The organism is Desulfosediminicola flagellatus (assembly GCF_005116655.2).
In the GTDB taxonomy this organism is placed as follows: domain Bacteria; phylum Desulfobacterota; class Desulfobulbia; order Desulfobulbales; family Desulfocapsaceae; genus Desulfopila; species Desulfopila flagellata.
Genome location: NZ_CP050698.1, coordinates 288,467 through 304,234, shown reverse-complemented (window position 1 = coordinate 304,234; position 15,768 = coordinate 288,467). Strand labels below are relative to the sequence as shown.

The 15,768-nt window shown below is 43.9% G+C and carries 17 protein-coding genes; 10 read left to right on the top strand and 7 right to left on the bottom strand.

All coding sequences use genetic code 11. From position 1 onward, the window contains the following. Positions 1–52: 52 nt before the first annotated feature. Positions 53–1,156, bottom strand: coding sequence for a M24 family metallopeptidase (locus FCL46_RS01225; RefSeq protein WP_136809778.1), 1,104 nt, complete (start codon positions 1,154–1,156; stop codon positions 53–55). A gap of 533 nt (positions 1,157–1,689) precedes the next feature. Here FCL46_RS01225 and rd point away from each other — a divergent pair. Next, the gene (rd, locus tag FCL46_RS01220; protein ID WP_136809779.1) at positions 1,690–1,851 is read left to right on the top strand and encodes a rubredoxin; all 162 of its coding nucleotides are present in this window, start codon (positions 1,690–1,692) and stop codon (positions 1,849–1,851) included. An 80-nt stretch (positions 1,852–1,931) separates the two neighbouring features. Here rd and FCL46_RS01215 read toward each other — a convergent pair whose 3' ends face one another. Then, the gene (locus FCL46_RS01215) at positions 1,932–2,531 is read right to left on the bottom strand and encodes a flavodoxin family protein (RefSeq protein ID WP_136809780.1); all 600 of its coding nucleotides are present in this window, start codon (positions 2,529–2,531) and stop codon (positions 1,932–1,934) included. A gap of 224 nt (positions 2,532–2,755) precedes the next feature. On the opposite strand from FCL46_RS01215, the gene FCL46_RS01210 reads away from it, so the two are divergent. Together FCL46_RS01210 and FCL46_RS01205 are read left to right on the top strand one after the other, a co-directional pair. After that, on the top strand, positions 2,756–2,968 hold the full coding sequence (locus tag FCL46_RS01210; protein WP_136809781.1) for a hypothetical protein: 213 nt from the start codon (positions 2,756–2,758) through the stop codon (positions 2,966–2,968). A gap of 206 nt (positions 2,969–3,174) precedes the next feature. Further along, complete coding sequence (locus tag FCL46_RS01205) at positions 3,175–4,176, top strand: fatty acid desaturase family protein (RefSeq protein ID WP_167506020.1); 1,002 nt, start codon at positions 3,175–3,177, stop codon at positions 4,174–4,176. A gap of 222 nt (positions 4,177–4,398) precedes the next feature. Here the strand turns inward: FCL46_RS01205 and FCL46_RS01200 are convergent, their stop codons facing one another. Beyond that, positions 4,399–5,001 (bottom strand): hypothetical protein, encoded by a 603-nt coding sequence (locus FCL46_RS01200; protein WP_136809783.1) that lies wholly within the window; start codon positions 4,999–5,001, stop codon positions 4,399–4,401. Between the two features lie 297 nt (positions 5,002–5,298). On the opposite strand from FCL46_RS01200, the gene FCL46_RS01195 reads away from it, so the two are divergent. The 3 genes from FCL46_RS01195 to FCL46_RS01185 are packed head-to-tail and all read left to right on the top strand — an operon-like array spanning position 5,299 to position 10,130. Continuing rightward, positions 5,299–6,333: an efflux RND transporter periplasmic adaptor subunit gene (locus FCL46_RS01195; RefSeq protein WP_136809784.1), complete on the top strand. Its 1,035-nt coding sequence runs from the start codon at positions 5,299–5,301 to the stop codon at positions 6,331–6,333. 16 nt (positions 6,334–6,349) lie between these two features. Continuing rightward, positions 6,350–9,562, top strand: a complete 3,213-nt coding sequence (locus FCL46_RS01190; RefSeq protein ID WP_217909544.1) for an efflux RND transporter permease subunit — start codon at positions 6,350–6,352, stop codon at positions 9,560–9,562. Next, positions 9,540–10,130 (top strand): HD domain-containing protein, encoded by a 591-nt coding sequence (locus tag FCL46_RS01185; RefSeq protein ID WP_136809785.1) that lies wholly within the window; start codon positions 9,540–9,542, stop codon positions 10,128–10,130. The genes FCL46_RS01190 and FCL46_RS01185 overlap by 23 nt, the downstream gene beginning before the upstream one ends. Positions 10,131–10,239: 109 nt before the next feature. Here FCL46_RS01185 and FCL46_RS01180 read toward each other — a convergent pair whose 3' ends face one another. Beyond that, positions 10,240–10,437 carry a rubredoxin-like domain-containing protein gene (locus tag FCL46_RS01180; protein ID WP_136809786.1) on the bottom strand — a complete coding sequence of 66 codons (198 nt, stop codon included), beginning with the start codon at positions 10,435–10,437 and terminating at the stop codon, positions 10,240–10,242. 90 nt (positions 10,438–10,527) lie between these two features. Beyond that, positions 10,528–10,731, bottom strand: a complete 204-nt coding sequence (locus FCL46_RS01175; RefSeq protein ID WP_136809787.1) for a hypothetical protein — start codon at positions 10,729–10,731, stop codon at positions 10,528–10,530. A 349-nt stretch (positions 10,732–11,080) separates the two neighbouring features. Between FCL46_RS01175 and FCL46_RS01170 the strand changes: the two genes are divergently transcribed. Then, positions 11,081–11,845, top strand: coding sequence for an SIR2 family NAD-dependent protein deacylase (locus tag FCL46_RS01170; RefSeq protein WP_136809788.1), 765 nt, complete (start codon positions 11,081–11,083; stop codon positions 11,843–11,845). 56 nt (positions 11,846–11,901) lie between these two features. Here FCL46_RS01170 and FCL46_RS01165 read toward each other — a convergent pair whose 3' ends face one another. Further along, positions 11,902–12,090 carry a hypothetical protein gene (locus FCL46_RS01165; protein WP_136809789.1) on the bottom strand — a complete coding sequence of 63 codons (189 nt, stop codon included), beginning with the start codon at positions 12,088–12,090 and terminating at the stop codon, positions 11,902–11,904. Between the two features lie 421 nt (positions 12,091–12,511). Here FCL46_RS01165 and FCL46_RS01160 point away from each other — a divergent pair, with 421 nt between their 5' ends. From FCL46_RS01160 to FCL46_RS01150, 3 genes are all read left to right on the top strand, one after another. After that, on the top strand, positions 12,512–12,826 hold the full coding sequence (locus FCL46_RS01160) for a hypothetical protein (protein ID WP_136809790.1): 315 nt from the start codon (positions 12,512–12,514) through the stop codon (positions 12,824–12,826). 26 nt (positions 12,827–12,852) lie between these two features. After that, positions 12,853–13,749 (top strand): MinD/ParA family ATP-binding protein, encoded by an 897-nt coding sequence (locus FCL46_RS01155; RefSeq protein WP_136809791.1) that lies wholly within the window; start codon positions 12,853–12,855, stop codon positions 13,747–13,749. A 164-nt stretch (positions 13,750–13,913) separates the two neighbouring features. Next, positions 13,914–14,120, top strand: coding sequence for a SlyX family protein (locus FCL46_RS01150; RefSeq protein WP_136809792.1), 207 nt, complete (start codon positions 13,914–13,916; stop codon positions 14,118–14,120). A 385-nt stretch (positions 14,121–14,505) separates the two neighbouring features. Here the strand turns inward: FCL46_RS01150 and FCL46_RS01145 are convergent, their stop codons facing one another. After that, a complete protein-coding gene (locus FCL46_RS01145) occupies positions 14,506–15,768 on the bottom strand; it encodes an EndoU domain-containing protein (protein ID WP_167506021.1) in 1,263 nt (420 codons plus the stop codon).

Sequence of the window (15,768 nt, the reverse complement as noted above, 5' to 3'; positions counted from 1 at the left end):
AAAAAACAATCTCCTTAGATGTACTCCTTACTCTATCATTGGAAGGACGTGATTATCCGAGTACGACTATCTCTCTTGACATCGTTGAGAGGGATTCAGCGCCATCAGCGGTTACAACCACATCATCTTCGATTCGCACGCCGTTTCTACCCTCAAGATATATTCCCGGCTCAACAGTACAACAGTTCCCTTCTTCAAGCAGTTGTTCATTTGTGGCATGAATATAGGGATCTTCATGACACTCCATGCCGATTCCGTGGCCAGTTCTATGAGTAAAGAATTCACCATAACCAGCAGCCTCAATGACATCACGTGTCGCTCTATCGACGGAAGCACATGCTACACCTGGTTGAGTTGCTTCTCGTCCAGCTCTATTGGCTGCCTGTACTATCTTATGTATTTTCTCAGCCTCTTCGTCAATTTTTCCGATTGCAAAGGTACGTGTTAAATCAGAAGCATACCCATTGAATCGTGCACCCCAATCAATAATCAGTAAATCCCCTTCAGCAATTGCCCTATCAGACGGCTTTGCATGCGGATTGGCCCCATTAGGCCCCGCAGCAACAATAGGACTGAACGGAATTGAAATTTCAGAACCGTTTCGAATTAATTGCAAAAATAACTCACTGGCGATATCCATTTCACTCACCCCAATTTTTATCATAGGTAAGGTTGCCTTGAGTGCATTTTCCGCAATTACCACAGCCTGACGCATGCTTGCAATTTCTTCAGCATCTTTTCTGGCCCTAAGCGAAGAGATCGCTGTTGTCCCGTCAATATATTCGGCTTCAACAGCGCCCCGAAGATACGTATATTCCAATAGCCTCAATTGACGCGGCTCGGCCCCTATTCTGCTCCCCTTCAAACCCAATCCTTGAAGTGCATCCGTAAAGGTTTTCTGCCAAAGATCAGGATTCTCCCCATAGGTAAATGATTGCACGGGGAACTGTAATTGAGAAAGCTTGAGTTTTTCCAGTTCAGGAAGAATGATAACAGGATCATGACCCGGTACAATAACCATGACGACCGGTCGTTCCATCAGATGAAACTGCAATCCGGTTAGGTAATTCAGGCTTGGTCCAGCGTTCAAGGCAATAGCTGCCAATCCCTGCTGTTCGATATTGCTACACAAACGGTTTAATCTCGATTGAGACATAACAAATACTCCATAACTACAAGATGGGTTGGTAAAATCCGGGGTTGAGTTACCTGTCCGGAAAACATGAGTATTTCATAGGCTGTAATCGGTTTTCATTACTACATCACAACGTTTTTTTCTACAGATACCATATGCGATAACAACAGTTCCACCCAATGCCATCAATTTAGCCTGTATAGTATACTTCTATACTTCGCCCGGATTTATCATCAATACAGTTTTTCGTAGGTCGAGGCACAAGCCGCGCCGCTGCAGTAAACTATCGCAAGAGGTTTCTAACGCTGCATCTACGAGAAAATCTATTCACCTAAAAGGTGAGTTTTTGATCTAAAACGCAAAACGAACTCTTATTTGAGACAGTCATTTCTTCAACATGAAATCAAGGATTTGAGTTTGTATTCATAAGGCTCATGAGAAATGCGGGCTCGAATGAAACAGATTGATTCCCGATTTTTAAAGACTTTTAGAGAAAAGTATTTTAGAAATTTGAGTGTTGCTTTTTGAATAACCTATCACACAAGGAGTGTATCATGGGAAAATACGTATGCGATGTTTGTGGGTATGAATATGATCCTGCACAAGGTGAGCCTGGTCAGAATATTGCACCGGGAACAGCCTTTGAAGATCTTCCGGAGGACTTCAACTGTCCTGTCTGCGGTGTAGACAAATCGCAATTCAGCCCGGCTGATTGATTAGCTCATGTAAACATAACAAGCCGGATTTTAACTCCGGCTTGTTCTTGCACTTCTTTCAGGATGAGAGCTAGCGCTTATCAGCTCTGAAATTTGCTGGCGACCTCAGTTATTCGTTTGCCAAGCTTTCTCGCGGTTGCAATACCGGTTGCATCACCTTCATGGCCACCCGGGTGATTGCCCCATGCAGTGCCACCAAAATGTTCTCCATCTCCAACGACGATCATGCCGTGAATCATCATCGCTGCATGCACTGCCTGAATAGTCAACTCCTGGCCACCGTTTCTGGAACCACCGACAGTCAGCACCCCACCCAGTTTGTCCCTGAACATAAAACCATTTCTTCTATAAAGAACCGACCTGTCAATAAATGCCTTGGCCTGACTTGTCATTGACCCCATATATACAGGCGTAGCCATGATTATTCCGACAACTTCAGGATCAGCGAATGTTCCAATGAGCGACTGAAAATCATCCTGCTGACTGCAAAGCAGACCTTTTCTACATGCATCACATGATATACAGCCGTTAATTTTCATCCCTGCCAGATCGACCAGTTCAGTATCCAGATGTATACCTGATTCCTGCGCTGTCTTATTTGCTTCATCCAAACATTGCTCAAGTAGAAAGTTCGTAGACTTATTTTTACGAGGACTTGCTGCAACACCTATAATCTTCATAGTACGCGTTCCTTTTCTTCATTGTACATTCCGGGTTCATGTATCCCTTTGTTTTCTATCAGCAGTATGCATATCAGGTATCCTGCAGGCAGTGCAAGCATAACTGACACCTTCAACTCATCAGCAGAATGAAATTATCGATTTCCTCAGGGCTCTTTTGACTTCCCTTAAAAGTATCATTATTATTTAGTTATAGCTCATTTGTTAAACACAAGGATGTCATCATGAATGTCTCAGGCAGTCTCAGCGCAATACAATATAATTCGGCACTTTCATCACTCAGGTCTGCCAACCGACAACCGGAACTCGCTCTTGAACTGCTACTTAAATCCGTTGAATCCATACAATCTACACCTAGAGCACAATCGCCTCAGGCGGTTGTGCAACCTTCCACATCCGCATCAGATATCGGCGAGTTCATCGATATTATCGTCTAGTTTCCGACATCTCCCGCCCACATAAACTTTTGAAAAAAATTATGCAGAATCAACGTGTGATACCACAATGTTCAACTGCTTTTTAAAATTTCAGGCAATTGACGATTATCCCTGCCGTTAACTTGAATTCCTCCACCTTCTTTTGCTAAAATATTTTTAACATAGTTGCGATTCTCTTTTTCACCCAACTCTATCTCAGTATGATTATGGAACTTACAGAAATACGAAAATCAATCCGACAATTCACCGTACCGGATACCCGAAAATCAGTTACTCAACTCATTGTGACACTAGGCATTTACCTGACATCTATACTTTTCATGATAGTGTTGCTCAAGATCGAAGTTTCTCTCTGGCTGATATTTGCAATTTCTGCCATCACCTCACCTGTGGTCATAAAACTTTTCATTATTTTTCATGATTGCTGTCATGCATCGTATTTCAAGTCTCAACGTGCATGTAACCTGGTTGGTAATATGCTTGGAGTAATCACCTTTACCTCGTATATGGACTGGCGGAGAACCCACGGTATTCACCATAACAATGTTGCGAACCTTGAAAAGCGAGGCATGGGAGATGTCTGGCTGATGACTGTTGAAGAATATCAACAGGCTCATTGGAAAGAAAAGATGCTCTACCGTATGTTCAGGCATCCACTCGTTATGATTGTAGTCTCTCCGCCTTTTCTGTTTTTAGTTCTTAACAGATTTCCATCACACGGGTTTCGAAGAAAAGAGTTGCTGAATGTACTCTTTACCAATGCCATGATCACAATAGTTGTACTCGCCTTTTTTCTCACCCTCGGCTGGAAAGCATCACTTGTTATATTACTCCCCATGATGATCGGGGCGAGCATAATAGGCGTCTGGCTGTTTTATGTTCAACATCAGTTCAGATCAGTTTACTGGGCGCATGACAGCGAGTGGGATCGTCTCAAGGCCGCAATGGAAGGAAGTTCATTTTATACAATGCCTGCAATCATGCGTTGGTTCACCGGGAATATCGGCTACCACCATATCCACCACCTTGCACCACGCATCCCCAATTACCGTCTCAAAGAATGCTATGACTCTGTACCTGAACTGCAAAAAATCACACCCATTCAGCTCATCAGCGGATTGCACAACATTCTACTCACATTATGGGATGAGGATAGTGGTAAATTGATCAGTTTTAAAGAGGCGAAGCAATTAACACTTCCCCATTAAATGCATAAGCCCGCAATCTGTTGTTCTTTCGTTATTATTCATAAACTGGAAGCGGGCTTAAGGACTTAGGCCTAAGGTAAAAGGACTGAGTAATTCAGAAGATTATTGTATTCTCAATGTAATTTGCTCAGTTCCAATTCCTTTATCCTCAGTCCTTTTTTGTTGTGTTTTCAAAGATCCCACGCAATCTTCAGGAGTCTGTCCGAGAATAGGAGTTTTGACTTATGGGTAAGAGGTAGTCCTGGCTTCCCGTGATTTCCGGAGTCGCTTTTCATATCCTGCGGCATCACCATATTCTGAAAATGTATGATATCTTGAATGCGCATCACGTGGTCTTTTCGCATGCTTTATCGGACACCAGAACGCTTCTGTTCTGGAAGCAATCTCCAGTCCATATGAAAGCAAACCGTTTCCATAACCGCAGTACATGCAGTTAATCTTCTCGATCATATTGAGATAGGCAAGATGCTGACGGTCAACAATCAGGTAATCTTCTCGATTAACTTTTGCGATCCGATACAGTGGAAAACATACAGCCTGATACACGCTCAAAAACAGATCAAGCAATAACAGGGGAACTATCATGGCATAAATAATCGGGGCTGACACAATGAATATGATATTGGATTCCCTGAGATAGTGATACACATCCTTTTTCAGGGAACGCTGGGCGGCAATTGCCTGCTGCCTGAACCTCACTTTGCCTTGTTCAATGGAATATTCTAATCGTTCCCGCATTCCAATCAGCTCTTTTTCAAACTCGTCTGAGAGTTCTTTTTCCAGTTCTTTGATAGAATTGATGAGATCTTCGACTCGCTTATTCATATACTCCTCTCACAAAAGGGTATCTAAAAAAAATATAGATTCGTTAGACTCCACTTCTCCAGTTGTACCGGAGCATACGCGAATCGTGCTAATTTAAGCTTATCATCTGCACTATCTCCTTGGCAAAATTATAGATTTTTCTCAGCATAATTAACCAAGAAAGCTGAACAGAACACAGTTCATCAGCTCTAGCCTTGTGTTTCCGGACTCCGGTGTTAGAATGATACCAACATCCTTTATACCTGTTTATTAAAGATATTTTTTCTACATACCTGCCCCTCTCAAACAGGGAGAATTATGGTTCCTCTACATTACTTATTTCCAAAACGAATACCACTCATGCTGCTTCTTGCAGTTTGGATCGTTCTGCCAGGCACGCAACTAATCGCCGCCGAAATTTTTGAACTACAACCGTATCTTCGCACGATTACACTGACAGGTTTCACTTATCCCCGACAGGAAATGACTGTTACCAGCGAGGTCAGCGGCAGGTGTCTGGAAATTTATGGCGATATAGGCGACCGCGTACCCGAAAGCGGAGAATTCGTCAAAATAGACACGACATTTATTCAACTGGACATTGAAGCAAATGCTATTGCCCGGCAACAGACCATACGGCAACTTGAGGAAGAAGAAAAATCCCTTAAGCGTTACACAACCCTGCTCAGCCAGAAATCAACTCCCCAGGCGCGTCTCGATGAGGTTAACCTTGCCGCAGACCTGCACAGACTCACCCTTAAAAATTTAAAAAACGAAGCAACTCGTCTTCAGGAAAGATATTCACAACACACGCTTACCGCTCCGCAAGGCTGGCAGGTGATCGAACGATTTACTGAGTCCGGTGAATATATACAGGCCGGTAAACCTGTAGCCCGTCTTGGTGATTTCACGAGGCTGATTGTCCCTCTTGCCGTGACCTATAGCGAACTTCAGGCAATTTCTGTGCAACAACAACTGAGTCTTTACCTACCAGATATCGATAAAAACGTTACCGGCACTGTATATCGCAGTTCCCCTGTATTTGATGCCGTAACACGAAAAATTCATATCGACCTCATCGTCAATGCAACACAGCCTGACCTGCCAGAACCGTTACGGGGCGGAATGCGCATTGAATTAGAATTTGTCAGCCCTGAAACTACACGATCGTTTATTGTGCCAAAATCCGCACTGATTAATCGATATGAGGCAACATGGCTGGTACAGCCTGACGGATCACGTGTTCAGGTTATTTATCTTGGTACCACCGAAAATGGAAAATCAGCTATAGTTTCCGGAGAAACGCTGCAACCGGGTCAATCCTTTCAAACAACACCTCAACTGAGCCAGTAAGAAGATACCCTCTGCCATGAAATTACACAGCGGCATGCACCATTTCGTTCATTTCACACTGAGACAGAAAGTTGTGCTCAATCTACTCTTTGTGCTGCTGATATTGATTGGTGCGTTTGCCATGCTGCGTATGCCGGTCGAACGATATCCCAACATTCAGTTCGGCAAGATGTACATCAACACATTTCTTCCCGGCGCCTCTCCTGAAGATGTAGAGACACTCATTACCAAAGAGATTGAGGAAGCTCTTGAAGATGTTGAAGATCTTGATTTCATTCGCTCCGTATCCTATCGAGAGCGTTCAAATATCGTAATAAAATTTACCGATGACAGTGACTATCGAAAAAGGTTTGATGATGTACGGTTAAAAGTGCTCTCCATAGTTGGTGACCTTCCCGATCTGCCAGAACCTCCTGTTTTTAACTTCCTTGATGTAAACGACTGGTTTCCAACGATCAGTGTAAATATTTCGGGCAAACATTCCAACACCACCCTCTCGCTGGTGGCTGAGGAAATGAAAATCCCTTTAAGCCAGATTGATGGAGTAAAAGAAACAAAACTCACAGGTGAATACACCAGAGAATTCCATGTACTGCTCTCACCGGAGAAAATGCGACGCTACGGTGTCACTTTCAATGAAGCTACTCAAATACTACAACTTGCAAATATCAATCTCCCGGCCGGCCATACTGAAACAGACAATGGCGAATTTATCATCAAAGTTGATGAACAATTCAGGACACGCAATGACGTTTTCTCTACCATTATCCGCACCGACAGTGATGGTTCATTTATTCGCATAGCCGATATTGCGGACGACGGATATTTCACCTATCGCGATCCATTTATTATCGCCTCCGTCAACGGCGTTGAGTGTGTTACCCTTCAGATTCTTAAATCCAGTAACGGTAATGCCCTCTTTATTGCTGATGAGGTTCGTAACATCGTCGATGAGCTTAGGTCCTCGTATTCCAGTGAGGGGATTACACTCACGGTCAGCCAGGATTCAAGTAATAAAATTCATGACTCTATCCGCGTTCTTGGTGTTAACCTGCTTCTCGGTATTGTGCTGGTATGCCTAATCATCTGGAAGTTTATGGGATTCAGGAACGCTGCACTTACAACCATCGGCATTCCGTTTGCCTTCCTGGTAACCATGGTTTTTATGTACCTTACCGGGAACTCCATCAATGAAGTTTCGCTTTTTGCCTTCGTACTCGTCTCAGGAATTATTGTTGATGACGCCATCGTCGTTGTAGAAAATATCTACCGTCATATCCAGGCAGGCAAAGAGGTTCGAGCAGCAATTATCACTGGAACTTCTGAAGTTTTTCTGCCAGTCGTCTCCGCTACTCTCACCACCGGCGTTGCCTTTTTACCGATGCTTATCATGACAGGGATGGTAGGTGATTTCTTTGAAATCATCCCTAAAACGATCGTGTTTGCACTTATAGCCTCGTTGCTTGAATGCCTATTAATTCTCCCCTGCCATTACCTCGACTTCGGGCCACGCAAAGATATCAAAGATTGTCACACCGATAACCTGCCTGATCTACACAGTTACCTTGAAGCTGTTCGGGAAGGTATATTCATGACCGCCACCCGCAGGCTCTTCAACACTCTTATCCTGCTCTCTATACGATTCAGGATATCTGCACTATTGCTGCTTGCAGCAAGCTTTGCAGTAGCAATATACATGTTTGCAAGTTCAGTGCTGGGGACGAGTAATCTTGTGCGTATTCAGTTCTTTCCTGATAACTATTCACTCTACTATATCGAGCTCACCACACCATCCGGTACACCGATCTATACAACAGATGCGCTGGTGAAAAAGGTTGCTAAAGCCGTGATGGCCGAAGGTGAAGAGATGAATGAATCTGCACTGGGATTTTCAGGATTCTATATCAATGAGGATTACTCACCGCAATACGGCAATAATCTCGGTCATGTGGCAGTAACCTTGCCACAGTCACAAAAACGTCGTTTTGCCGATTATCCGGAAAATGATGTCATCGCCCATCTGGATTACATGCGGGAAGAACTTAAACGCCACATCCCTGAAGGCACAACGATGTCAATCCGCCCTGAAAAAGATGGCCCGCCTTCAGGCAAGGATATCAACATAAGGATTCTGGGAACAGCTGCAAACAATGTCGCCTTGCTTGCAACCAGGCTCGAAAATTTTCTGAGACAACAGGAAGATATCGCACCCTGGTTACTCGATCTGCAAGATGATCAGGGAAGTAATGGGAGAATTTTTCGAATCAAAATCAATAAAGAACGTGTCGCAGAATGGGGTCTGAACCTCACCGAAGTTGCACGACTGGCTTCATCAGTTCTAAATGGCCAGATTGTCGGAGAGATGAGGCTGCCTGAAGAGATAGTTGATATTAAGGTGAAGACACGTTTTAGCGGTAACTCACAGATGATAGATGCACTTGATATTCCCGTAATCGATCATCCAAGCGGAACCATACGGCTCAGTGATCTCTGCGAACCGATGTTTTCCATAGAACCCGGATACCTCAACAGGTTTCAAAACCAGCGCGCCATTACCCTTACAGCAAACATCAAACCGGGAGCGCCGATATCAAGCGCAATGGTGGTCAAACGAACACGCGATTACTACAACACAATCAGGGGTGAATTCCCCGGCGCTGCACTCAATTTTTCTGGCGAACATGAGTCTACCCAGAAATCATTTCTGTCACTCACCTATGCCTTCATAATTGCGATACTGCTCATATACCTCATCCTTTCAGCTCAGTTTCGTTCGTATCTGCAACCTCTCATCATAATTTCGGCAGTTATCTTTGCCGTAACCGGCGTTATTTATGGCACCTTTTTTTCCCGTACCCTATTTACCATCAATAGTTTTGTTGCCATAGTCGGCGTGACAGGGGTGGTCGTAAACGATTCGCTTGTGTTAGTGGAGTTTCTCAATAAATGTTACCAGCAGGGAATGGCAAAGCGCGATGCGCTGCTGCTTGCGACAAACATCAGATTGCGGCCAATCCTCCTGACAACACTCACAACAACTCTCGGCCTGCTGCCCATGGCGCTTGGCATACCTGAATATTCTATAATCTGGGGTAGTATGGCGATGACCTTTGTAACCGGCCTCTGCTCTGCCACATTACTTACAATTGTCGTAGTACCTGTGCAGTGGGATTTACTCGTAGATTTAGAAACCAATCATCAGAAAAATGAAGAACGTAACAATACATAACCGACTTGAATTCATACGCAGGGCTGAACAACTTAAAGACACCATCCGTCTAGCCTATACCAGCAAAGGACGAGTTGAAAGTGTTGCCGATCACTCATGGCGGTTAACCCTGCTTGCTATCACCTTCTCCGACATGCTCCCTGATATCGACCTGCTGAAACTCTTGAAGATCTGTATCCTGCATGATCTTGGAGAGGCGATTAACGGAGATATCCCGGCACCATCCCAAAATCATTCCGCCCCAAAATCAACACATGAACGAGAAGATTTCCAATCCCTTATCGAACCATTACCGGAAAATCTCCAATCCGAATTCCTGTCACTTTGGGACGAGTACGAGAACGCGACATCTAAAGAGGCACAAGTTGCAAAAGCACTCGACAAGATCGAAACAATTTTACAGCACAATCAGGGCCTCAACCCTGAAGATTTCGATTACGCGTTTAACTTGGAATATGGAAAATCTCAAACTGACGCCCTACCACTGGCCTCTGAGATACGTGCATTTCTTGATGAAGACACATCTGCACACTCTAAAAGGACAGATAAAAACCACGCGGATGAGTAACACTCCCGAAGAACATTCGAACAAACCAGTAAGCAGGTATGTACTATGCTTACCGGTTCACCAATGCTTGTCTTCGTTGAACATACGATATTTTCAACGAAATTTGATGCTATAGCAACCTGGGATCAATTTTTCCAGGACCGCCACAATCAGGGGTGTAACAACTGACATCTTTAAATTCGCATTTTTTTGAACAGCTTGGGCATGTTTCCGGTGCAGCAGGAGCCTGAAGAGTATTACCGCAATTTCCACATTTCCAATGAGGGTCCAGATTTGTCATTTGAGCTGCTTGCGCTTTTTCTGTCATGTATTCACCTTTTTCTCGTATGTTCACCAGTCAAATTCACGACCAGTGAGAAGTCAATTCCTGTTTGAAGCCTCTTTTTTCTTCAGCGTGTTATTTTAACGTCTTAAATTTATCGTGCCATGCACATCGATTACAGAAAACCTCTGTATCTTCCAATACCTCTACTCGTTCATCATCGCCATCCGGGTCAACATATTCGATTTTTCCCTTTTCAAGGTTAAACTCAGAAATGTTGTATTGGTCTTCCGGGTCTTTGACGTAAAAACTATCAGTCCCGCAGTCTGGGCATTTCATAAGTACCTCTTTAAAATTATTTGCGTTTTCCAGTAGCTTGACTCAAACCATACCTCAATAATAAGATAGGCAGAATGGTGAAGCAAGTTTACAGAGCAAATAAAGCATAATAAAAAACAGTATAGTAGCCCGCAACAACTCGCTGGAAATATGCATCGTTCTTGATTGTTCGACCTGAGATATTTTTTTGCAAGAGTGGCTGCTTCATGAATGGTAAATGAAAGTAGAATTGTTGAATAGATCACTGATCGCCGTTACAGTAGAGATCACCTGATTCATTATTCAAATACCCGAACAGTGAACTATTTGAAATAACCGGGGTGCCGGCAATCCCTTGACGGAGCTTTTCATGAAAACGATTATACCCAATTATAATGAAGAATATCTGAATGATGCTGTCTCAACCTTCACTTCTGCCAGAGCTGTCGCGGCACTTACCGGTGCCGGGATCTCAGTTGGCAGTGGCATTCCTGATTTCCGCAGTCCAGGCGGGCTCTGGACCAAATTCTCTCCCGAAGAATATGCTACCATTGATGTGTTTGAGCAAAATCCTGAAAAAGCGTGGGGGCTATACCGTGAGCTAGGAAAAGGCTTGATTGATAAACAACCAAACAAAGCTCACCATGCGCTTGCCGGTCTTGAGGAGTTGGGTTACCTGAAAGGTATCGTCACCCAGAATATCGACAATCTTCATCAGAGTGCTGGCAACAGATTTGTGTTTGAGATCCATGGAGATCACCAGCATCTCCAGTGCATCCACTGCGGCTTTGTTGAGCCGGTTGAAGATAAGCACTACTATATGGATACCATCCCCACCTGTGACGGATGTAATCAGCCGTTAAAACCAAACATTGTTCTGTTTGGCGAGGAAGTCAGAAGACTTGAAGAGATCAATATCTTTCTCCAGCACTGTGACCTGCTTATGGTAATCGGTACATCTGCCAAGGTATACCCGGCAGCCGGTCTGCCTGGACTCGTTAAAGCAAATGGCGGCACAATCTTTGAATTCAATATGGATCCAACCCTGCCAGCCGGGATGTCAGATTACTTCTTTGAGGGCGACCTGAGTGTAACATTACCAAGCTTTGGTAATGCTGTGCAAATATTGAAATAAAGACAGGACTGGGGACTGAGCTTACAGCATTAACCTTAGTCCTTAGTCCTATACCCTTAGTCCTTTCTGCTTTTTCTACTATCCAGAAACACTGCACCTACAAGCGCCCAGCCAAATGAAACGCTTATCGCTGCTATCAGCCCTGTTGGTTTTAACATCTGCAGTGGCCAGATAACACATCCAGCATATACCAGCGCCCCGACAAAACACGTTGAAACAGCAATAAGTAAAAGACGAACAGCCATACTGCCTACACCTCCATAAATGGTATTCAGGGAATTTCATCACATATCATCCGGCATATGGTAACAGGCTCCAGCGAGATAAGAAATACAATTACGACAGTCATTACCACCGTATGTACTTGAGAATCTCACCAGCGGATTTCTGTATTTCTTCATCAACTTCTAAAAGTTTCAACATTCCAAGCCGATAAGAAATGTCAGTGTGTAATTTTCTGGTGATATATCCAGAAGGAGCGCTGTACCCTGGTACTACGAATTCTCTGCTCGCCGTTTCCTTTTACACCCTGCTTTATAGTATTCTATAAGGAGAAGGCAATTACTTGCGCTGACAACAACGCGTAACACGCTCTAATCCTGATAATATTTTTACAGGTTACCATCGTGAAAACTACATTAACACGACATTTACCAGTCAGACTCTATGCAATTCTGTACTGAATGCGGAGGGGCACTCAACCTCTTTGAAAGTAACGATGAAAACGTATGCTGGAATTGCGTGCGTAAAAAGGATGCTGTCTCTCCTCAACCTGTACCTGTGCCTGTAATTCAACCTGATGACGATGATCTGTCAGAAGCAATTCTTTATCATGAAAATAACATGCTGGTACTAAAAGCAAAAGAAGGCTGGATTCTCTGGAGTGGCCCAGACACCGGGCAGGTAACTCTTGACGTAATCATGAAACGGGCACAAAAGATCCACACAATTCGAAAAAAGCGGCACAACAATAAAAACTGATGCACTCCCGGTAAACAAGAACGCTCATGACTATTACAATTTCAGTCGGATCCGGCAAAGGTGGCACCGGTAAATCCATGGTAATTGCCAACCTCGCCATGCTGCTGGCAAAAGCTGGTCGACGTGTATGTGTGATTGACCTTGATGTTGGTGGTGCAGACATTCATATACTTTACGGATTATTTGAACCGGATCGTACCCTGACTGATTTCCTCACGCGCAAAACAGAAAATATTTCAGATCTTATTCATACCCTCAATTTCTATGGAGTACAGCTGATTCCCGGTACAGGTGACACTCTGCACACAGCCAACATGACGTTTCAGGAAAAAAAGAGACTGCTGCGGAGTCTAAGTACAATTGATACGGATGTGCTGCTTATAGATGTAGGTGCAGGCACAAACTATCATGCACTTGACTTCTTTATGTATGCAGACATTCAGATCTGCGTGACCAGCCCGGAACCCACCGCAATTATGGACTTCTATACATTTTTGCAGCTTGCAACCATTCGCAAGGCGTTGGGAAGTTTTCTTTCAATGGGTGATGTCGGCCGCACCCTGCGTCAGACCAAATTTGATTCACTGAGCCAGGTTTTTGAAATCGCCGAATCCATTCAGGAGGGTTCACGCGAAAAGGCACAGCTTGCACTTAATAATTTCAATCCGTTACTTGTGGTAAACAAGGTAGGGTCCGGTGCTAAAATCAACCTCTTAAAGCTTCGTAAACTCGCTTCAAAATATCTTGGAATTTATCTTCCCGAGCTTGGCGAAATTCCGTATGATGAAATTGTAGATGAAGCGCTCAGGGCTTATATGCCTGTAGCAGAGTTCGCGCCGGACTGTCCGGCGGCTCAGGCGCTTTCTAATACAAGTGAAAAACTTGGCAAAGTTATAGACTTATACGTAAAAAAGCGATCCTAGGAGGCTGTCCGAGAATAGGATTTTTGGTCAAAATCGAGGTATTTCAAAAAATAATCACAGCCATACACCTGATATTGTGAGCATTATATTTTGAAAATTCCGAAGAGTTTGGGCAAAAGCCATTGTCGGACAGCCTCCTAGTAAATGGTCGCAGGGAGGTCCCTATGTCCAGTGAATTAGAAGATAGAATCCGTGTACTTGAAGAAAAACATGAGTATCAGGATCAAACCGTAGAAACCCTCAATCAAGTAATAATCCGGCAACAGGTACAACTAGATAAGATACTGGCAGAATTTGCTAAACTTCAGGAATTCATTTCGGCTTCAGGTGTGGACAGTGAAGTGGCCAATGAGCGACCACCACATTACTGATTTCCCAGAAGGCTGTACGAGGAATGCCTATTACCCATAAGTCAAAACCTCAGCCTTACAGATTGCGTGGGATCCTTGAAAACACAACAAAAGGACTGAGGTTAAAGGGGAGAGGACTGAGTAAATTGCATTGAAAATGCAATAAACTGCTGAAAACTTAGTTTTTTTACCTTTGGCCTCAATCCTTATGCATGCTTCTAGTGCTGTGTAAATCTTTAAATGTCGCAAAGATTGTTCGGCAATTTTAGTGCACTGCGAGGCACGAATGAAGGAGCATAGCAGCGCTATGTGACTGAATGAGAAACGAAGTCAGTGTGCTAAAAGGGCGAACAAGATCCGATAGGTAAAGGTTTACAGAGCACTAGTCTATATGAGAGTTTCAGACTTATTCACACTCTGTCACACGCATATCAAATCCATTTTCATCAGAGCCGATTACACGAATCTGGAAACGTCCCGCACGTATGACCTGTCCGCCATCTGAAGTGCCGCCGCAAACTGGATCTAATTCATCTACCTTTGGTAAAACTATTGGGCTTGAGCAGTAAGGATTTCGATTAAGATCAGGTGTCGCATCGGGATAGAATGTCCGAATCCCTTTTGCCCTTCTGACAAACACGGTATTCATTTTCACCTGGCCATCCGTAAGATCGAGAATACACCCTGTGCTGGCAGCACTTGAGGTTGGATTCTCTACAAATGCCCGTGTCGCTGCCAGCAGAATATCGCTGGCGCTTAATGTCAGACCATAGCCTTTTATCTGATCACTCGACGTTCTACCTCCGGAAAAATTCATATTTACACCCATTGTGTATATACTGCCCGGAACAACTTCATTTTTAGGATAGTTGGGCATGCGACACGCTTCCCCACTTTCCTGCAACTGCTGGTAACGTCCCTGGTAATGCAAACCACCAATATTGCCATTAGATTTTGGTTCACCGCAATATATATGATCAAAAGCGCTCAATGCATACCAAGCCTGCGTAAGTTCTTCGAGATACGATTCGGGATCCTGCTGAGCTGCACGATTAGGAAACACCTTACCACCAGTAAAACTCATAAGATCCGCGAGTACGGCGGGGTGCTTTTTCATGAGTGCCTTGAACTCGTTCCTGTTGGTTTTTTTACCAGGCGCTCCGCACATCGTATTAACGTCAGCTCCAAAGGGTTCAATTGGTGGAGCTGAAGGTGTGATATCAACATTTCCGCCAAATCCGACATTCACTGGATTGTTCTCATCATCAAAAAACTTCAAACAATCAGCAGGCGGTTCAGGCTGAGGGTTCTCATTATTTTTAAATGGCGGCTTCTCTCCAGCATAATTGCCGCAATCAAGGGCCGCCCATTTTTGCTTTCCATCAACTACTAGCCGCACATGGCTTGCATTAACTCTGGTATTTTCTGATTTGGCTACGTAGATGTTATTAACCTCCAGATCGACTTCACCAGAGTGTGTATTTTTGGACGTGTACCCTTTACACGGTCTCTCTATCTTAAAGTTTCCATCTATTTCAAAAATGCCTTCATCCGCCCCAACCGCTCCCGGCAATATCAGAGTTAGAGTTACAATTACCAGACACGCAAGGCGCAATATTTTCCGTGAGCTACCATGTTTAACACGCATTAAATCAGAACGTTTCTTCAT

Bases quoted from the DNA above. Each gene is read 5' to 3' on its own strand.
- FCL46_RS01225 (WP_136809778.1), bottom strand. From the start codon at position 1,156: ATGTCTCAATCGAGATTAAACCGTTTGTGTAGCAATATCGAACAGCAG.
- rd (WP_136809779.1), top strand. From the start codon at position 1,690: ATGGGAAAATACGTATGCGATGTTTGTGGGTATGAATATGATCCTGCA.
- FCL46_RS01215 (WP_136809780.1), bottom strand. From the start codon at position 2,531: ATGAAGATTATAGGTGTTGCAGCAAGTCCTCGTAAAAATAAGTCTACG.
- FCL46_RS01210 (WP_136809781.1), top strand. From the start codon at position 2,756: ATGAATGTCTCAGGCAGTCTCAGCGCAATACAATATAATTCGGCACTT.
- FCL46_RS01205 (WP_167506020.1), top strand. From the start codon at position 3,175: ATGGAACTTACAGAAATACGAAAATCAATCCGACAATTCACCGTACCG.
- FCL46_RS01200 (WP_136809783.1), bottom strand. From the start codon at position 5,001: ATGAATAAGCGAGTCGAAGATCTCATCAATTCTATCAAAGAACTGGAA.
- FCL46_RS01195 (WP_136809784.1), top strand. From the start codon at position 5,299: ATGGTTCCTCTACATTACTTATTTCCAAAACGAATACCACTCATGCTG.
- FCL46_RS01190 (WP_217909544.1), top strand. From the start codon at position 6,350: ATGAAATTACACAGCGGCATGCACCATTTCGTTCATTTCACACTGAGA.
- FCL46_RS01185 (WP_136809785.1), top strand. From the start codon at position 9,540: ATGAAGAACGTAACAATACATAACCGACTTGAATTCATACGCAGGGCT.
- FCL46_RS01180 (WP_136809786.1), bottom strand. From the start codon at position 10,437: ATGACAGAAAAAGCGCAAGCAGCTCAAATGACAAATCTGGACCCTCAT.
- FCL46_RS01175 (WP_136809787.1), bottom strand. From the start codon at position 10,731: ATGAAATGCCCAGACTGCGGGACTGATAGTTTTTACGTCAAAGACCCG.
- FCL46_RS01170 (WP_136809788.1), top strand. From the start codon at position 11,081: ATGAAAACGATTATACCCAATTATAATGAAGAATATCTGAATGATGCT.
- FCL46_RS01165 (WP_136809789.1), bottom strand. From the start codon at position 12,090: ATGGCTGTTCGTCTTTTACTTATTGCTGTTTCAACGTGTTTTGTCGGG.
- FCL46_RS01160 (WP_136809790.1), top strand. From the start codon at position 12,512: ATGCAATTCTGTACTGAATGCGGAGGGGCACTCAACCTCTTTGAAAGT.
- FCL46_RS01155 (WP_136809791.1), top strand. From the start codon at position 12,853: ATGACTATTACAATTTCAGTCGGATCCGGCAAAGGTGGCACCGGTAAA.
- FCL46_RS01150 (WP_136809792.1), top strand. From the start codon at position 13,914: ATGTCCAGTGAATTAGAAGATAGAATCCGTGTACTTGAAGAAAAACAT.
- FCL46_RS01145 (WP_167506021.1), bottom strand. From the start codon at position 15,768: ATGAAGAAACGTTCTGATTTAATGCGTGTTAAACATGGTAGCTCACGG.